General features: G+C 51.9%; 18 protein-coding genes and 1 pseudogene. 13 read left to right on the top strand and 6 right to left on the bottom strand.

Annotated features, from left to right (window positions below):
- Positions 1-141 precede the first annotated feature (141 nt).
- The 8 genes from garD (at position 142) to HV243_RS02750 (ending at position 8294) form a co-directional block, all read left to right on the top strand.
- On the top strand, positions 142-1713 hold the full coding sequence (gene garD, locus HV243_RS02785) for a galactarate dehydratase (protein WP_016154637.1): 1572 nt from the start codon (positions 142-144) through the stop codon (positions 1711-1713).
- Positions 1714-1891: 178 nt separating this feature from the next.
- Complete coding sequence (locus tag HV243_RS02780; protein WP_047358513.1) at positions 1892-2746, top strand: tagatose bisphosphate family class II aldolase; 855 nt, start codon at positions 1892-1894, stop codon at positions 2744-2746.
- Positions 2747-2878: 132 nt separating this feature from the next.
- The gene (gene gatZ / locus HV243_RS02775; protein WP_016154646.1) at positions 2879-4150 is read left to right on the top strand and encodes a tagatose-bisphosphate aldolase subunit GatZ; all 1272 of its coding nucleotides are present in this window, start codon (positions 2879-2881) and stop codon (positions 4148-4150) included.
- Positions 4151-4164: 14 nt separating this feature from the next.
- Positions 4165-4629, top strand: a complete 465-nt coding sequence (gene gatA, locus HV243_RS02770; RefSeq protein ID WP_019077770.1) for a PTS galactitol transporter subunit IIA — start codon at positions 4165-4167, stop codon at positions 4627-4629.
- A 29-nt stretch (positions 4630-4658) separates the two neighbouring features.
- Positions 4659-4943, top strand: coding sequence for a PTS galactitol transporter subunit IIB (gene gatB, locus HV243_RS02765; RefSeq protein ID WP_003828616.1), 285 nt, complete (start codon positions 4659-4661; stop codon positions 4941-4943).
- 4 nt (positions 4944-4947) lie between these two features.
- Positions 4948-6321, top strand: a complete 1374-nt coding sequence (locus HV243_RS02760; protein WP_016154648.1) for a PTS galactitol transporter subunit IIC — start codon at positions 4948-4950, stop codon at positions 6319-6321.
- A gap of 44 nt (positions 6322-6365) precedes the next feature.
- A complete protein-coding gene (gene gatD / locus HV243_RS02755; RefSeq protein ID WP_053390164.1) occupies positions 6366-7409 on the top strand; it encodes a galactitol-1-phosphate 5-dehydrogenase in 1044 nt (347 codons plus the stop codon).
- A gap of 111 nt (positions 7410-7520) precedes the next feature.
- The gene (locus HV243_RS02750; protein ID WP_003828620.1) at positions 7521-8294 is read left to right on the top strand and encodes a DeoR/GlpR family DNA-binding transcription regulator; all 774 of its coding nucleotides are present in this window, start codon (positions 7521-7523) and stop codon (positions 8292-8294) included.
- Here HV243_RS02750 and HV243_RS02745 read toward each other — a convergent pair.
- Both HV243_RS02745 and rsmI read right to left on the bottom strand, forming a co-directional pair.
- Positions 8291-9352: a Fic family protein gene (locus HV243_RS02745; protein WP_181603928.1), complete on the bottom strand. Its 1062-nt coding sequence runs from the start codon at positions 9350-9352 to the stop codon at positions 8291-8293. The two genes, HV243_RS02750 and HV243_RS02745, sit on opposite strands and share 4 nt — an antisense overlap.
- 2 nt (positions 9353-9354) lie before the next feature.
- Positions 9355-10218 (bottom strand): 16S rRNA (cytidine(1402)-2'-O)-methyltransferase, encoded by an 864-nt coding sequence (rsmI, locus tag HV243_RS02740; RefSeq protein ID WP_016154652.1) that lies wholly within the window; start codon positions 10216-10218, stop codon positions 9355-9357.
- Positions 10219-10281: 63 nt separating this feature from the next.
- On the opposite strand from rsmI, the gene HV243_RS02735 reads away from it, so the two are divergent.
- Genes HV243_RS02735 through dolP form a run of 4 tightly spaced genes read left to right on the top strand, consistent with a single transcriptional unit; the run spans position 10282 to position 13896 of the window.
- On the top strand, positions 10282-12333 hold the full coding sequence (locus HV243_RS02735; protein WP_047358516.1) for a penicillin-binding protein activator: 2052 nt from the start codon (positions 10282-10284) through the stop codon (positions 12331-12333).
- A complete protein-coding gene (locus tag HV243_RS02730; protein WP_019077774.1) occupies positions 12291-12686 on the top strand; it encodes a YraN family protein in 396 nt (131 codons plus the stop codon). Before HV243_RS02735 ends, HV243_RS02730 begins: the two co-directional genes overlap by 43 nt.
- A gap of 34 nt (positions 12687-12720) precedes the next feature.
- Positions 12721-13311: a DnaA initiator-associating protein DiaA gene (diaA, locus tag HV243_RS02725; RefSeq protein ID WP_003024948.1), complete on the top strand. Its 591-nt coding sequence runs from the start codon at positions 12721-12723 to the stop codon at positions 13309-13311.
- 9 nt (positions 13312-13320) lie between these two features.
- The gene (dolP, locus tag HV243_RS02720) at positions 13321-13896 is read left to right on the top strand and encodes a division/outer membrane stress-associated lipid-binding lipoprotein (protein WP_003024954.1); all 576 of its coding nucleotides are present in this window, start codon (positions 13321-13323) and stop codon (positions 13894-13896) included.
- 50 nt (positions 13897-13946) lie between these two features.
- Here dolP and HV243_RS02715 read toward each other — a convergent pair whose 3' ends face one another.
- Positions 13947-14582, bottom strand: coding sequence for an NAD(P)H-binding protein (locus tag HV243_RS02715; protein ID WP_016154656.1), 636 nt, complete (start codon positions 14580-14582; stop codon positions 13947-13949).
- A gap of 37 nt (positions 14583-14619) precedes the next feature.
- The gene (locus HV243_RS02710) at positions 14620-15048 is read right to left on the bottom strand and encodes a YhbP family protein (protein WP_016157562.1); all 429 of its coding nucleotides are present in this window, start codon (positions 15046-15048) and stop codon (positions 14620-14622) included.
- A gap of 43 nt (positions 15049-15091) precedes the next feature.
- Between HV243_RS02710 and HV243_RS02705 the strand changes: the two are divergent.
- Positions 15092-15401, top strand: a pseudogene (locus HV243_RS02705) (GIY-YIG nuclease family protein).
- Here the strand turns inward: HV243_RS02705 and HV243_RS02700 are convergent.
- Together HV243_RS02700 and HV243_RS02695 are read right to left on the bottom strand one after the other, a co-directional pair.
- Complete coding sequence (locus tag HV243_RS02700; RefSeq protein WP_016154659.1) at positions 15388-15891, bottom strand: N-acetyltransferase; 504 nt, start codon at positions 15889-15891, stop codon at positions 15388-15390. The pseudogene HV243_RS02705 and the gene HV243_RS02700 sit on opposite strands and share 14 nt — an antisense overlap.
- Positions 15885-16409, bottom strand: coding sequence for an SCP2 domain-containing protein (locus HV243_RS02695; protein WP_016154660.1), 525 nt, complete (start codon positions 16407-16409; stop codon positions 15885-15887). Before HV243_RS02695 ends, HV243_RS02700 begins: the two co-directional genes overlap by 7 nt.
- Positions 16410-16609: the final 200 nt, after the last annotated feature.

Below are 16609 nucleotides of genomic sequence, written 5' to 3'. Positions count from 1 at the left end.
GTTTAAGTGATCATCATCACATTCTTGGCGATAAACTCCTGACATTCTTATTTCACGATACCGAATCTTTATTACTTATAATTAGATTCAAAATATAAATATCCACACTATTATCACCACCTTGTTGGAGAATACTGGACAATGGCCGACATCGAAATCAGACAAGAATCGCCAACGGCGTTTTATATTAAAGTTCACGAAACAGATAATGTGGCGATAATTGTCAATGACAATGGTCTGAAAGCTGGGACGCGTTTTCCAGACGGACTGGAACTCATTGAACATATTCCCCAGGGACATAAAGTGGCGCTCTTGGATATTCCTGTTCGCGGCGAAATCGTGCGTTATGGCGAAGTGATAGGCTATGCCGTTCGCGATATCCCACGCGGCAGTTGGATTGATGAATCAATGGTTGAGCTACCCAAGGCCCCGCCGCTGGAGACGCTGCCGCTGGCAACCAAAGTGCCAGAGCCGCTGCCGCCTCTTGAGGGTTACACCTTCGAAGGTTATCGCAATGCGGACGGTAGTGTCGGCACCAAGAATCTGCTCGGTATTTCCACCAGCGTGCACTGCGTGGCGGGCGTGGTGGATTATGTGGTGAAAATCATTGAGCGCGATCTGCTGCCCAAATACCCGAACGTTGACGGCGTGGTCGGACTCAATCACCTGTACGGCTGCGGCGTGGCGATTAATGCCCCAGCCGCCATCGTGCCGATTCGTACCATTCACAATATTGCGCTAAACCCGAACTTTGGTGGTGAAGTGATGGTCATTGGCCTCGGCTGCGAAAAACTGCAGCCAGAGCGCCTGCTGGAAGGCACGCACGATGTGAAAAGTATTCCGGTCGACAGCGCCAGCATCGTCAGCCTGCAGGATGAAAAACACGTTGGCTTTCAATCGATGGTTGCCGATATTTTGCAGGTGGCCGAACGCCATCTGGCAAAACTCAATCAACGCCAGCGTGAAACCTGCCCGGCGTCAGAACTGGTGGTCGGCATGCAGTGCGGCGGCAGCGATGCGTTTTCCGGCGTGACGGCCAACCCGGCGGTCGGTTATGCCTCCGACCTGTTAGTACGCTGCGGCGCCACTGTAATGTTCTCTGAGGTTACCGAAGTGCGCGATGCCATCCATCTTCTGACCCCACGTGCGATTAACGAAGAAGTAGGTAAACGCCTGCTTGAAGAGATGGCCTGGTACGATAACTACCTTGATATGGGCAAAACGGATCGCAGCGCCAACCCTTCTCCAGGCAACAAGAAAGGCGGTCTGGCAAACGTGGTGGAAAAAGCGCTGGGTTCTATTGCCAAGTCTGGCAAGAGCGCGATTGTCGAAGTCTTGTCGCCGGGTCAACGCCCAACCAAACGTGGCCTGATTTACGCGGCTACACCCGCCAGTGATTTTGTCTGCGGTACGCAGCAGGTCGCTTCCGGGATCACCGTGCAGGTGTTCACCACCGGTCGCGGTACGCCGTACGGCCTGATGGCCGTGCCGGTGATAAAAATGGCGACCCGTACCGAGCTGGCCAACCGTTGGTTTGACCTGATGGACATCAATGCAGGCACCATCGCCACCGGGGAAGAAACCATTGAAGACGTGGGTCTGAAACTGTTCGAGTTTATTCTCGACGTCGCCAGCGGGCGTAAGAAAACCTTCTCGGATCAATGGGGACTGCATAACCAGCTGGCGGTGTTTAACCCGGCGCCAGTGACCTGATTATCCACGTTTTTTCTTCATGAGCATGCCTTCGGGCATGCTTTTTTTTTTGCCATATACTTTCGCAATCCTCCCTTTTCTTTCGAAACTTTCATTTATCAGATCGAAATCACAAAAAAACGTTACGAAACCCTATACTTTATTTCGAAGAAAGCAATCGAAAGACTTCGGAGGAAGTATGTTTATCATCTCAAGCAAAATGATGCTGAAGAAGGCACAGCGAGAAGGCTATGCCGTACCGGCGTTTAACATTCACAACCTGGAGACCTTACAGGTTGTCGTGGAAACAGCAGCCGAACTACGCTCTCCGTTGATCGTCGCCGGCACGCCTGGCACTTTTAGCTATGCCGGTGTCGGTAATATCGTTGCAATCGCCAGTGAACTGGCAAGATGCTGGAACCATCCTCTCGCCATCCATCTCGATCACCATGAAAGCGCCACCGATATTGAAGAGAAAGTCGCTACAGGTATTCGCTCCGTCATGATCGATGGTTCCCATCTGCCGTTTGTCGACAACATTGCGTTAGTTAAACACGTAACGGATTACTGCCACCGCTATGACGTTAGCGTTGAAGCTGAGCTCGGACGGTTGGGTGGACAAGAAGATGACCTAATCGTGGACGGAAAAGATGCGCTTTATACCCACCCAGAACAGGCTCGGGAGTTCGTGGAAAAAACCGGTATCGACTCACTGGCGGTCGCGATTGGCACAGCTCATGGACTGTATAGCACTGAACCTAAACTGGATTTTGAACGGCTAACAGAAATTCGTCAGTCCGTTGATATTCCACTGGTTCTACATGGCGCATCCGGCCTGCCAGCACATGATATTAAGCGTGCCATCTCTTTAGGGATCTGCAAAGTCAACGTCGCTACCGAACTCAAAATCGCCTTTTCTGGCGCACTCAAAACCTATCTGAGTACAAATACCAATGCGAATGACCCACGGCATTACATGATGCCAGCAAAAGCCGCCATGAAAGAAGTGGTACGTAAAGTCATTGCCGACTGCGGTTGCGAAGGAAAACTATAAGTAACTGATTAATATGAATTGTATGAATTCTGGCAAAGGTCTGTTTTAAAGCTGGATCACGAAAGCTGCTTTTACCCTTTGCCTTCAATCCAAAAATATTATGAAGATAAACAAAAGATATCGGAGATAGAAGTGAAAGAAATAATCTCTCGTCATAAAGCAGGTGAACATTTAGGTATTTGTTCTGTTTGTTCAGCACATCCGTTGGTCATTGAATCCGCATTACGCTTTGATCTCAATACGGACAGTAAAGTTCTGATCGAAGCAACGTCTAATCAGGTTAATCAGTTTGGTGGCTATACCGGGATGAAACCCGCCGATTTCCGTGATTTTGTCTATGGCATCGCACAAGAAATTGGCTTCCCTCGAGAAAGACTGATCCTGGGGGGCGATCACCTCGGCCCTAACTGCTGGCAAAATGAAGTAGCGGCAGAAGCGATGGAGAAATCCGTAGCCTTGATTAAAGCTTACGTCGCCGCAGGATTCAGCAAAATCCATCTTGATGCTTCAATGTCCTGCGCTGACGATCCGACACCGCTAGACCCGATGGTTGTTGCTCAGCGAGCAGCCATACTTTGCCAGGCAGCAGAATCAACAGCAACCGAAGAACAGAAACGCCAACTGACTTACGTGATTGGCACTGAAGTTCCCGTACCTGGTGGAGAAGCCACCACCATCGGTAGCGTTCATGTCACACGTGAAGAAGATGCCGCCCGGACACTGGAAACCCATCAGGTTGCCTTCAGTGCATTAGGGCTTGAAGAAGCGTTAACGCGCGTAATCGCCATTGTGGTCCAGCCCGGCGTCGAATTCGATCACACTCAAATTATTCACTATCAGCCACAAGCTGCAAAAGCGCTTTCCGCCTGGATCAAAGAGACCCCAATGGTCTACGAAGCGCATTCCACAGATTATCAAACCCGCCAGGCATACCGTGCGCTGGTACGCGATCACTATGCGATTTTGAAAGTGGGTCCAGCACTCACCTTCGCTCTGCGTGAAGCTATTTTTGCCCTTGCGCAAATGGAAAATGAACTGGTATCTCCGGAGCAAAGAAGCCGGGTATTGGAAGTGATTGACGAAGTTATGTTGAATGAACCGGACTACTGGAAAAAATACTATCGCCCAACCTGGAGTCAGGCGATGGTTGATATTCACTTCAGTCTCTCCGACCGTATTCGTTACTACTGGCCGCATCCCCGCATTCGTCAAAGCGTAGAGAAATTAATAACCAATCTTAATGACGTCGCTTTACCACTGGGGCTAATTAGCCAGTTTATGCCCGTGCAATTTGAGCGTCTGTCTGAAGGAACGTTAACCGCGACGCCACACAATCTGATTATCGACAAAATTCAGGACGTTCTGCGCGCCTATCGCTTTGGTTGCGCACCAGCACTTGCCTGAAATCAGGAGAATATATGAGCCAACTTTTTGTCCGAACAGGAATTAACTTTAGCTCGTGTCAGCATGCGCTGACACATATTGGGGAGGAGATGCTGGCCAAAGGGGTCGTGCACGAAAGTTACCCGCAGGCCCTGATTGAGCGTGAAGCAACCTTTCCAACTGGAATAGCGCTGGAACGTCATGCCGTTGCGATTCCACATTGTGAAGCTGTCCATGCTAAATCTCCTGCTATCTATCTGATTCGCCCGGATACACCGGTCAACTTTCAACAAGCGGATGATGATGAAGAGATCGCCGTCTCTTTAATTATCGCCTTAATCGTTGAGAACCCGACGGCACAACTGAAGCTCCTGCGTCGTCTGTTTAGTGAGCTACAAAACCCGAACACCATTGAAGCATTACTGAATGCGCCCGATGCAGAACTGGCAATGCTCTTTCGGGAAAAAATCCTTGAGTCTGAGCTCTGTGCCCAGATTTGATAAAAAACTGATAATAAAAGGAATACCCTATGAAACGTAAAGTAATTGTGGCCTGTGGCGGTGCTGTAGCAACTTCAACAATGGCTGCGGAAGAAATTAAAGAACTCTGTGAAGCCAACAATATACAACTCGACCTGGTTCAGTGTCGTGTAACAGAAATCGAAACCTATATGGACGGCGCAGACCTCATTTGTACCACGGCTCGCGTTGACCGTACATTTGGCGATATCCCGGTGGTTCACGGCATGCCTTTTGTCTCAGGCGTGGGTATCGAAGCATTGCAGCAAAAAATCCTGACCATCCTCGTGGGGTAACGCCATGTTTAGCGAAATAATGCGTTATATCCTCGATTTAGGTCCAACGGTTATGCTGCCGTTAGTGATCATCATCTTCTCAAAATTGCTGGGAATGAAGCTCGGGGATTGTTTCAAATCTGGTCTGCATATCGGGATTGGGTTTGTCGGCATCGGCCTGGTAATCGGCCTGATGCTGGACTCTATTGGACCTGCCGCAAAAGCAATGGCAGAACAGTTTCAAATTAACCTGCACGTCATCGATGTCGGCTGGCCTGGTTCATCACCGATGACCTGGGCTTCGCAAATTGCGTTAATTGCGATTCCTGTCGCCATTGGGGTGAATATCCTGATGCTGGTTACCCGCATGACCCGTGTGGTGAATGTCGACATCTGGAATATCTGGCATATGACGTTTACCGGCGCCATGTTGCATCTGGCGACCGGTTCATACTGGTTGGGCATCCTCGGTGTGGTTGTTCATGCCGCCTTCGTCTACAAACTGGGCGACTGGTTTGCCAAAGACACGCGCGACTTTTTTGGCCTGGAAGGCATCGCCATTCCACATGGTTCCTCGGCATATCTGGGCCCGATAGCGGTCCTGGTTGATACGATCATTGAAAAAATCCCAGGTCTGAACCGGATTCATTTCAGTGCGGATGATGTACAAAAACGCTTCGGCCCCTTCGGAGAACCCGTCACCGTCGGTTTTGTGATGGGGTTAGTGATCGGCATGCTGGCAGGGTATGACGTTAAAGCTGTGCTCCAACTGGCGGTTAAAACAGCTGCCGTTATGTTGCTCATGCCGCGCGTCATTAAACCGATTATGGATGGACTCACTCCCATTGCAAAGCATGCTCGCAAGCGCCTGCAGGCAAAATTTGGTGGCCAGGAGTTCTTGATTGGCCTGGATCCTGCGCTACTGCTCGGCCATACGTCAGTGGTTTCCGCCAGTCTTATCTTTATCCCGCTGACCATTCTGATTGCCGTTCTGGTACCAGGAAACCAGGTTCTGCCATTCGGCGATCTCGCGACCATTGGTTTCTTTGTCGCCATGGCGGTAGCCGTTCATCAGGGAAACCTTTTCCGCACGCTGATCTCCGGCGTCATCATCATGGGTATCACCCTGTGGATAGCCACGCAAACCATTGGTTTACATACCCAGCTAGCCGCCAATGCGGGCGCATTGAAAGCCGGTGGCATGGTGGCTTCAATGGACCAGGGCGGTTCCCCAATCACCTGGCTGCTAATCCAGCTCTTCACCTGGCAGAACGTGGTGGGTTTCATCATTATCGGTGCTATTTACCTGTTGGGTGTACTGCTGACCTGGCGTCGGGCGCGTAATTTCGTGGCGGCTGAAAAAGCGGCAGCCATAACAGAAAGCCAGACCGCATCTTAATTTCTGGGGAGCATTTGCTCCCCTTCACTTTTCTGGAGACACTTATGAAATCAGTGGTTATTCACGCTGAGGGCGACGTACGCGTTGAAGAACGTCCCATACCACAACTGCAAACTGATGAAGATGTACTGGTCAAGGTGGTCAGTTCAGGGCTTTGCGGCTCAGATATTCCCCGAGTCTTCAATCATGGCGCTCACTATTATCCAATCACACTTGGGCATGAGTTCAGTGGCTATGTTGAGTCTTACGGCGCGGGCGTAACCGATCTACAACCCGGAGATACCGTTGCCTGCGTACCGCTGCTCCCCTGCTTCCACTGTCCTCAGTGCGAGCGTGGATATTTCTCATTGTGTAAGCAATATCAGTTTGTCGGATCGCGCAGCGAAGGCGGCAATGCAGAATATGTGGTGGTAAAACGCGCCAACCTGTTCCGCCTGCCTTCAGAAATGCCGATTGATGATGGCGCATTCATTGAGCCCATTACCGTTGGCCTGCATGCTTTTCACCTCGCTCAGGGATGCGAAGGCAAAAACGTGATCATCGTTGGTGCAGGTACTATCGGTTTACTGGCAATGCAATGTGCTCGCGAACTCGGCGCAAAAAGCATCACGGCGATTGATATCAACCCGCAGAAGCTGGCGTTAGCAAAAGAACTGGGGGCAACCTATGTGTTTAACAGTCGGGAGATGAGTGCGACCGAGATCCACTCTGGTCTGGAGAACATTCAATTTGACCAACTCATCCTGGAGACTGCGGGAACCCCACAAACTGTTACTCTGTCGATCGAAATTGCCGGACCTCGCGCTCAACTGGCATTAGTCGGTACGCTGCATCACGATCTGGCGCTAGCTTCAGGTGTTTTTGGGCAAATATTGCGTAAAGAGTTAACCATCCTTGGCAGTTGGATGAACTATTCCAGCCCATGGCCTGGAGAAGAGTGGGAAACCGCTGCCCGTTTACTCACGGAGAAACGCTTACAGCTTGAGCCGTTAATTGCCCACAGTGGCGATGCCGACAGCTTTGCCAGCGCAGTCAAGTCACTCAATGGCGCGCCGATGCAGGGGAAAATTCTGCTCAAACTCTCCTGACCCAACGAGCCAGCAACCTGCGCTGGCTCACATTTACTTTCGAAATTTAGCGTTCACCTTTCGCAATCCTTCGATTAAACTAGTGGCAGTCAAATTATCAGGCAAATCAATATGAACTCATTTGAGAGAAGGAATAAAATTGTCGACCTGATTAATACGCAAGGTAGCGTACTGGTAATGGATCTTTCGAATACCTTTGGTATTTCTGAAGTAACCATTCGCGCCGACCTGCGGTTATTAGAAGAGAAGGGTCTGGTCACCCGTTTTCATGGCGGTGCGGCAAAACCAGGAAGCCATCTGGCTGAAGGTGACAATCAGGAAGTATTATTAGAAGACCGGTATCAGCTTGCCAGCGATCCCAAAAAGCGGATCGCTCAGGCTGCAACGGCAATGGTCGAGGAAGGAATGACCGTGATTCTGGATAGCGGAAGCACGACCTTACTGATCGCTGAGGCGCTAAACCGAAAAAGTAATATCACAGTTATTACCAATAGCCTGCCCGCTGCGTTTACGTTATCGGAAAACAAAGACATTACGCTGGTCGTCTGCGGCGGCACGGTGCGTCACAAAACTCATTCAATGCATGGCACTATCGCTGAACGTTCCCTTCAAGGGATAAGCGCAGACCTGATGTTCGTTGGCGCCGACGGGATTGATGCCACTAATGGTATAACGACATTCAACGAAGGCTATTCGATTAGTAGCGTGATGGCTGCTGCGGCACATAAGGTTATTGCCGTACTGGATGCAACAAAATTTAACCGACGAGGTTTTAATCAGGTACTTCCAATGGAGAAGATTAACTGCGTAATAACCGACGACAGTATCAGCAAACAGGATAAATCAGCGCTGGCCAAAACAGGGGTTGAACTGCTGGTCGTTTAAATTACCCTCCATAGCCCCCCTTTCGTCGCGCCAACGCGTTGCAGTTTGCCTTTTAGCTGCAACGCTTTCAGATAGCGTTCTACAGTTCGGGCTGAGATTTCACACTCATCAGCGATACTTTTGGCGGATCTGCCTGGCTGATTCGACAAGATTTGTAGTATGCGTTTTTCAATATCCAGTAAATCAGGCGACATTTCTTCCGACATTTCTTCCGACATTTCTTCCGACATTTCTTCCGACATTTCTTCCGACATTTCTTCCGACATTTCTTCCGACATTTCTTCCGACAGGGCTGATGATTTCCCCAATCCCTCTTGCAAAGCAGAGATGATGTTTTCAAGGATAAATTCTATAAATGGCGTGCAGCTACTTTGCCGATCGCACTGCCCTAACACCTGGTAGTAGCGATCCTGTTGGTAGTGGATCAGTGTCTCTACTGGTAACCACGCCAATTCCGATCGCCACTCACGGAGGATTAATGTCTGCCACAACCGGCCCATCCGTCCATTGCCGTCGGCAAAAGGATGAATGAATTCAAATTCATAATGGAAAATAGCACCAGCAATCAGTGGGTGGAGCTCTGTCGTTTTTAACCAGCCCAGTAGGTCATTCATCAATCGAAGAACTTGTGACGCCGGTGGGGCCATATGGATAAGCTGTTTCTCCCTGTAAACACCGACATTGCCGGATCGCAATTGACCCGGGTTATCGACAAGCCCCATCATCAGGATTTGATGTGCCTGTAAAAGATCGGAGAGTCTTTCACTTTTCCACTCTGACATTTTTTCATAGGCCAGAATCGCATTTCTGACTTCCTGTATATCTTTAGCCGGAGCCAGAATACGTTTCCCCTCCATCAGAGCGGTGACTTGTTCCGTAGTCAACGAATTATGCTCAATCGCTAAAGAGGCCTGAATAGTGCGAATACGATTCTCTTTGCGCAAAAGAGGAGATGCCCTACCAGCCATCGCCGCCCAATTCCCCATCAACTCCCCAATTTCAATGACTTGATTGAGGATCAATGGAGTGATGACGAAAGGTGGTTGGTAGGTGCTCACTGTTACTCCCCCTGCTGTTCCAGCGCGTACTTATACAGCGCATTCTTCTTCACACCGTGGATCTCAGCGGCCAGTGCGGCGGCCTTTTTCAGCGGCAGCTCTGCCTGCAATAAGGCCAACGTACGCAGCGCATCAGCCGGAAGGTCGTCTTCTTGCGCTTTGTGTCCTTCGACAATCAGCACCATTTCGCCTTTACGACGGTTTTCATCTTCCTTGACCCACGCCAGCAGTTCGCCGACCGGCGCACCGTGAATGGTTTCCCAGGTTTTGGTCAACTCACGCGCCAACACCACGTAGCGGGATTCGCCCCAGACGGCAACCATGTCTTCCAGGCTATCCAGCAAACGGTGGGTGGATTCATAAAAAATAAGCGTACGCGGTTCAGCCTCAATGGCTTTCATCGCATCACGACGCCCTTTCGATTTGGCAGGCAGAAAACCTTCATAGCAAAAGCGGTCTGAAGGCAGACCTGCAGCGCTCAGGGCAGCAATCGCCGCGCAAGGGCCTGGCAGGGGAACAACGCGGATCCCTGCTTCGCGACAGGTCCGTACCAGATGGTAACCAGGATCGTTAATCAGCGGCGTTCCGGCATCAGAAACCAGCGCAATGTTTTGCCCTTCTTTAAGCTTCGCCACCAGCGTTTCGGCCTTTTGCTGCTCGTTGTGATCATGTAAAGCGAACAAACGCGCGTTAATCGCGAAGTGTTGTAACAAGAGTCCTGTATGACGAGTGTCTTCAGCGGCAATCAAATCAACGGCTTGTAAAACTTCGAGCGCTCGTTGGGTAATATCAGCCAAATTTCCTATAGGAGTAGGTACAATAAAGAGTTGGCCTTGAGAATTATCCGCCGATTCGTGTTGTTTCATTGTGTCGTCCGTATTGCCGATTTAATATTGAGCATTGAGTAAAAAAATATCACTGGATACAGTATGGTACCCTCAACATTTTCTCGTTTGAAAGCCGCACGCGCGCTACCAGTCATTCTGGCTGCACTGATTTTCGCAGGCTGTGGCACCCAGGCGCCAGACCAGAGTGCAGCCCATATGCAGGGCACTGCGCAGGCTGATTCCGGCTTTTATCTGCAACAAATGCAGCAAAGCTCAGATGATAGCAAGACCAACTGGCAATTACTCGCCATTCGTGCACTGCTGAAAGAAGGCAAGAGCCAGCAGGCTTTCGAGCTGTTCAACCAGCTACCACAGAAGCTAAGCGATACCCAGCGTCGTGAGCAGTCACTGCTGGCTGTCGAAATTAAGCTCGCGCAGAAAGATGTCGCTGGCGCACAGGCCCTGCTGGATAAGCTAACCCCCGCCGATTTTGATCAAAACCAGCAGGCGAGATACTGGCAGGCGCAAATCGACGTCAACCAGGGTCGTCCATCGCTGACTTTACTGCGCGCCCTGATCGCCCAGGAACCGCTGCTGGCCGCGAACGCTAAGCAGAAAAACATGGATGCCACCTGGCAGGCGCTGTCATCCATGACCCAGGAGCAAGCGCAGACGCTGGTCATCAATGCGGATGAAAACGTGCTGCAAGGCTGGTTGGATCTCCAGCGCGTCTGGTTCGATAACCGTAACGATCCAGACATGATGAAAGCCGGTATTGCTGACTGGCAGAAACGTTATCCACAAAACCCGGGGGCAAAACTGTTGCCAACGCAGTTGGTTAACGTGCAGAGCTTTAAACCCGCTTCCACCAGCAAAATTGCCCTGCTGTTGCCGCTGAACGGTCAGGCTGCGGTGTTTGGCCGTACTATTCAGCAAGGCTTTGAAGCTGCGAAAAATATGGGTACTCAGCCCGTAGCGGCCCCTGCTGTTGCCGCGCCTGCTGCGGATACAGCGGCCGCGACGACTACGGAACAGCCGCAAACGACTGACGGTGTTGCCAGCCCGGCTCAGGCGTCAGTAAGCGATCTGACCAACGAGACGCCAGCACAGCCAGAAGCTACAGCCCCACAACCAACAGCGCCTGCGCAGCCAACAACCGCCAGCGCACCAGCGAATCCGTCCGCGGAGCTGAAAATCTACGACACGTCATCACAACCGCTGAATCAGATCCTGACTCAGGTTCAGCAGGATGGCGCCAGCATCGTGGTTGGCCCACTGTTGAAGAACAATGTTGAAGAGCTGATGAAAAGCAACACGCCATTAAACGTCCTGGCGCTTAATCAGCCGGAGTCGGTGAAAAACCTGCCGAACGTCTGCTACTTCGCTCTGTCGCCAGAAGATGAAGCGCGCGACGCAGCACGCCACATTCGCGATCAAGGAAAACAGACGCCGCTGTTGTTGATCCCGCGGAGTTCGTTAGGCGATCGCGTTGCCAACGCCTTTGCACAGGAGTGGCAAAAACTGGGTGGCGGCGTGGTGCTGCAGCAGAAGTTCGGCTCCACCGCTGAGCTGAAAATGGGCGTCAACGGCGGCTCGGGGATTTCCCTGACGGGCAGCCCGGTGGCCTCTTCTGTACCCGCGCAGCCTGGCGTGACGATTGGCGGTCTGACCATTCCGGCAGCACCTACCGATGCGCAAATCACCGGCGGCAGCGGTCGTGTTGATGCCGTATATATTCTGGCAACGCCGGAAGAAATTGCATTTATAAAGCCGATGATCGCCATGCGCAACGGTAGCCAGAGCGGTGCCACGCTGTACGCCAGCTCCCGTAGCGCACAGGGAACTGCCGGCCCGGATTTCCGTCTGGAGATGGAAGGCTTGCAGTACAGCGAAATTCCGATGCTGGCAGGCGCTAACGCACCTCTCATGCAGCAGGCGCTGGGCGCGGTTCGTAACGACTACTCGCTGGCACGTATGTACGCGATGGGCGTCGATGCCTGGTCGCTTGCCAACCACTTCTCGCAAATGCGTCAGGTGCAGGGTTTCGAAATTAACGGCAACACCGGAGCCTTAACCGCAACGCAGGATTGTGTGATTAACAGGAAGTTATCATGGCTCAAATACCAGCAAGGACAAGTCGTCCCCGCCAGTTAACGAGTAAACAGACCGGTGACGCGTGGGAATCCACCGCGCGTGACTGGCTGCAGAGCAAGGGACTGCATTTTATCGCCGCCAACGTGCATGAGCGTGGCGGCGAAATCGACCTGATAATGCGTGAAGGCAACACCACCGTATTTGTTGAGGTTCGCTATCGGCGCTCAGCCCAGTTTGGCGGTGCAGCGGCGAGTGTGACCCGGAGCAAACAACACAAATTATTACAGACTGCCCGCTTGTGGCTTGCGCGCCACAATGGAAGTTTTGATACTGTGGATTGCCGGTTCGATGTGTTAGCCTTCACCGGAAATGATGTTGAGTGGTTTAAGGACGCGTTCAACGACCGCTCATAGTTGAAGATTCAGAGCCTGGTTCTTAAGGATTAGCGTGTTAGATAGAATTAAAGTCTGCTTTACAGAAAGCATTCAAACTCAGATAGCTGCGGCTGAAGCACTTCCGGATGCGATCTCCCGTGCAGCCATGACGCTGGTTCAGTCCCTGCTCAATGGCAACAAAATTCTCTGTTGTGGTAATGGGACGTCCGCTGCCAACGCACAGCATTTTGCTGCCAGCATGATCAATCGTTTTGAAACAGAGCGCCCAAGTTTACCTGCGATTGCACTAAATACTGATAATGTGGTCTTAACTGCGATTGCCAACGATCGCCTGCACGACGAAGTTTATGCAAAACAAGTCCGTGCGCTGGGACATGCAGGTGATGTTCTGCTGGCAATCTCTACGCGTGGTAATAGCCGCGATATCGTAAAAGCCGTTGAAGCCGCCGTGACACGCGACATGACAATTGTCGCACTGACCGGGTATGACGGAGGGGAGCTGGCCGGGTTACTGGGGCCGCAGGATGTTGAAATCCGTATCCCTTCACACCACAGCGCCCGCGTTCAGGAAATGCATATGCTGACGGTCAACTGCCTTTGCGATCTCATCGATAACACGCTTTTCCCTCACCAGGATGATTAAGGAGTACACATGAAGGCATTTTCGCCGCTTGCTGTGATTATCGCTGCCCTGCTACTGCAAGGCTGTGTCGCTGCCGCCGTTGTCGGAACTGCTGCTGTCGGCACCAAAGCCGCGACGGATCCTCGCAGTGTAGGCACCCAGGTAGATGACGGAACCCTGGAATTACGCGTCAATACCGCGTTGTCGAAAGATGCCCAGATCAAGAAAGAGGCGCGTATCAACGTGAGCGCGTATCAGGGTAAAGTGCTGCTGGTCGGTCAGTCGCCAAATAGCGAACTGTCTGCGCGAGCAAAACAGATTGCGATGGGCGTAGAAGGTACCACTGAGGTCTTTAACGAGATCCGTCAGGGTCAGCCAATCGGCCTGGGCGATGCGTCTAACGATACCTGGATAACCACTAAAGTACGTTCCCAGTTGCTGACCAGCGATCAGGTGAAATCCTCTAACGTGAAAGTCACCACCGAAAACGGGGAAGTGTTCCTGTTGGGTCTGGTAACTGAACGTGAAGCGAAGGCTGCGGCAGACATCGCCAGCCGGGTAAGCGGCGTGAAACGCGTCACGACGGCTTTTACGTTTATTAAGTAAGACAAGCTACAAATGCCGGATGGCGACGCCAGAGCGTCCTCTCCGGCATTTTATTTGGCTCTTTCGCGCAGTTCGGAAGAGGTCAGGATCGAAACGCCTTCATGTCCAGGTGCCAGTGCCTCCGCCAGCATAGCCCGGGCTACATCACGCGCCTCAATCGACTTCCAGTTCCCCGGTAGCAGCCGAAATAACGGCGCTAAAAACCTCTCATTCGCCCGCTGTTTATCCCGCTCTCCGAGTAACATTGAAGGCCGAACAATCGTCAGCCGCGGCCAATTTTGCGCGATCAGCGCCTGCTCCATTTCCCCTTTCACCCGGTTATAAAAAAACGGTGAATTGGCATTGGCACCCATCGAACTGACCACCAGCATATGCTGAGCGCCCAACCGACGCCCCGTCAGGGCCGTGTCCACCACCAGCGTATAGTCAGCATGGATAAACGCTTCTTTGCTACCCGCTTCACGCCGGGTGGTTCCCAGACAACAAAAGACAATATCTACCGGATCGGTGACCTGCGCCAGCGCATCGGTTAGCTGCGGATCATAGGGATTATAGACGCCAGCCGTATCAGCCAGCGGTCGACGCGTCGGCGCCGTGATGGCATTGACCCGGGGTTCATTGAGCAGCATACGCAGCAAATTTCCGCCTACTAGCCCCGTTGCGCCTGTTATTAATACCTGACTCATCGCTAATCTTCCCCTGACTCTTTAATCACTCTATTAACTATAGATCACGTTGCCAGTGCATTTTTTTACCAAAACCCAGCGTGTTGTCCGTGAATTTGACTTCATCCAGTCGAATCTCCCACACGGGCGCAGGCAGCATTCTGGCGACCGGGAAACGGCGGTTGTAGGCGTTACGCGCGGCTTCACTCTCCTGCCCTTCAAGACGCCGGATTTCCCCTTTAAACTGTACGCCACGAATCAGGGCGACCGTTTTGGGCTGACCATTTACCGTGCCGGCAATCGGCGCGCGCGGCCCGGACATCTGCGCATGGCGCGTTTTCTCTTCGGTCAGCACATAGAACACCATCTTCTGCGCATCAAACAGGTAAAACGCATTGGCGCACCATAATTCACCGTCATGATGTACACACCAGGTCACGACGTGCTGCTTTGCCAGCCAGCGGGTCACCGCAGTCAGTGTTTCCATTTCTGTTCTCTTTTATACTGTAGGCCTGAAAATTATAACGTCGATGGTGACAATGACACCCTGGTATCTGTACCTGATCCGTACTGCGGACAACGCCTTATACACCGGAATAACCACCGATGTGCAGCGCCGCTATAAGCAGCATCAAAGTGGGAAAGGCGCGAAGGCGCTGCGCGGAAAGGGGGAACTCACGTTGGCATTTGCGGCTCAGGTCGGCGACCGTTCGCTGGCCCTGCGCTTAGAATATCGCGTCAAACAGCTTACAAAGCGGCAGAAAGAGCGCCTTGTTGAAGGCGAAGGGCTTGAGGCACTACTGAGCAGCCTGCAAACCCCCGGCGCTTAAAAACGATTGAAGTAGTCGTGGTATTCCACAAGGCCCGTCACACCCTCCAGCGCATCTTCCGCCAGGCGATGAACCTGGAACGCGCTTTCGGTACCCGGCCAGCGGCAACGCAGGTCATGATGGGCAGCCAGCTCAAAACCAAAGCGGCTGTACAGCGCCGGATCGCCCAGCGTAACCACCGCGGCGTAACCAAACTCGTTCAGGGAATCGAGTCCTTCATAGACCAACTGACGCGCCAGGCCCTGCCCACGGTAGTTTTCATCCACCGCGAGTGGCGCCATGCCGACCCATTGCAGGTCTTCGCCCTGGACATCGACAGGGCTGAACGCGACGTAACCCACTACCTGACCTTCGTCATCGGTAGCAACCAGACCCAGCGTTATGAAACCGTCTTCACGCAGGTCGTGCACTAATTTCGCTTCCGCATCGCTCTCAAATGAACGACGCAGCAATGCATCAATACCTGGGGCATCAATGGGAATTTCAACTCGAATCAGCATGGCTCACCTACCGAAGTCTGTTTGGTTTCTGGCGACGTTTTCATCCCCGCCTCAACAAAATCCGCCAACTGCATCAGCATGACGCGCAACGCTTTAGGCATCTGATCCAGTTCGATGGCGTCCATCAGATTTTTTACATACAGCCCTAATTCTGTATCACCTTCAATCACCAGGCGACGCTGGAAGAACAGCGTATCCGGATCCTGCTTACGCGCCGCGATCATCAGGAGATCGCTGGCATCCGCGCTAAAACTCACATCCGCCTCTGCATTCTGGCTGACGATAAGTTTATCGTTCTCAACAGAGGTATACCATTTAAGGCCAATGTCACGCACATGAATGCTCAGCCAGCGACCGTCGAGAAACTCCAGCTCCCCATCGGCCAGCGCCTGACTAAACTGCCAGCTCAGGACCTGCTCCAGAACCTGGCGCTTCAGCGCAAAGGGCGTCAGTTTAACCGGTACACTCATCAGAGAAGGACCAAAATGTACTAAGCGTGAACGCAGTTTATCCAACACGAGCTTTACTCCCTGTTTCAATTATCCTGCTATTTTGCCATATCAAATAAACGACATAGCGGCATAAATCAACAATTCGCTACGAAATTGTTACCTCTTATTGGTATCACCAATACGACTTTAACTGCCTCAAATCAAAAATTGTCTCAGCAAGGTTAACTAAAATCCCTCTTCGTTAACATTTCTGCGCCCTTTACGGC

Source organism: Citrobacter sp. RHBSTW-00599 (assembly GCF_013784065.1).
GTDB classification, from domain to species: domain Bacteria; phylum Pseudomonadota; class Gammaproteobacteria; order Enterobacterales; family Enterobacteriaceae; genus Citrobacter; species Citrobacter braakii.
The sequence above is the reverse complement of the archived record's forward strand: the minus strand, read 5'-3'. Positions and strand labels throughout refer to the sequence as shown.

Bases quoted from the DNA above. Each gene is read 5' to 3' on its own strand.
- HV243_RS02780 (WP_047358513.1), top strand. From the start codon at position 1,892: ATGTTTATCATCTCAAGCAAAATGATGCTGAAGAAGGCACAGCGAGAA.
- gatA (WP_019077770.1), top strand. From the start codon at position 4,165: ATGAGCCAACTTTTTGTCCGAACAGGAATTAACTTTAGCTCGTGTCAG.
- HV243_RS02710 (WP_016157562.1), bottom strand. From the start codon at position 15,048: ATGGAAACACTGACTGCGGTGACCCGCTGGCTGGCAAAGCAGCACGTC.
- HV243_RS02735 (WP_047358516.1), top strand. From the start codon at position 10,282: ATGGTACCCTCAACATTTTCTCGTTTGAAAGCCGCACGCGCGCTACCA.
- HV243_RS02760 (WP_016154648.1), top strand. From the start codon at position 4,948: ATGTTTAGCGAAATAATGCGTTATATCCTCGATTTAGGTCCAACGGTT.
- rsmI (WP_016154652.1), bottom strand. From the start codon at position 10,218: ATGAAACAACACGAATCGGCGGATAATTCTCAAGGCCAACTCTTTATT.
- HV243_RS02715 (WP_016154656.1), bottom strand. From the start codon at position 14,582: ATGAGTCAGGTATTAATAACAGGCGCAACGGGGCTAGTAGGCGGAAAT.
- HV243_RS02750 (WP_003828620.1), top strand. From the start codon at position 7,521: ATGAACTCATTTGAGAGAAGGAATAAAATTGTCGACCTGATTAATACG.
- HV243_RS02730 (WP_019077774.1), top strand. From the start codon at position 12,291: ATGGCTCAAATACCAGCAAGGACAAGTCGTCCCCGCCAGTTAACGAGT.
- HV243_RS02700 (WP_016154659.1), bottom strand. From the start codon at position 15,891: ATGCTGATTCGAGTTGAAATTCCCATTGATGCCCCAGGTATTGATGCA.
- dolP (WP_003024954.1), top strand. From the start codon at position 13,321: ATGAAGGCATTTTCGCCGCTTGCTGTGATTATCGCTGCCCTGCTACTG.
- gatD (WP_053390164.1), top strand. From the start codon at position 6,366: ATGAAATCAGTGGTTATTCACGCTGAGGGCGACGTACGCGTTGAAGAA.
- garD (WP_016154637.1), top strand. From the start codon at position 142: ATGGCCGACATCGAAATCAGACAAGAATCGCCAACGGCGTTTTATATT.
- gatB (WP_003828616.1), top strand. From the start codon at position 4,659: ATGAAACGTAAAGTAATTGTGGCCTGTGGCGGTGCTGTAGCAACTTCA.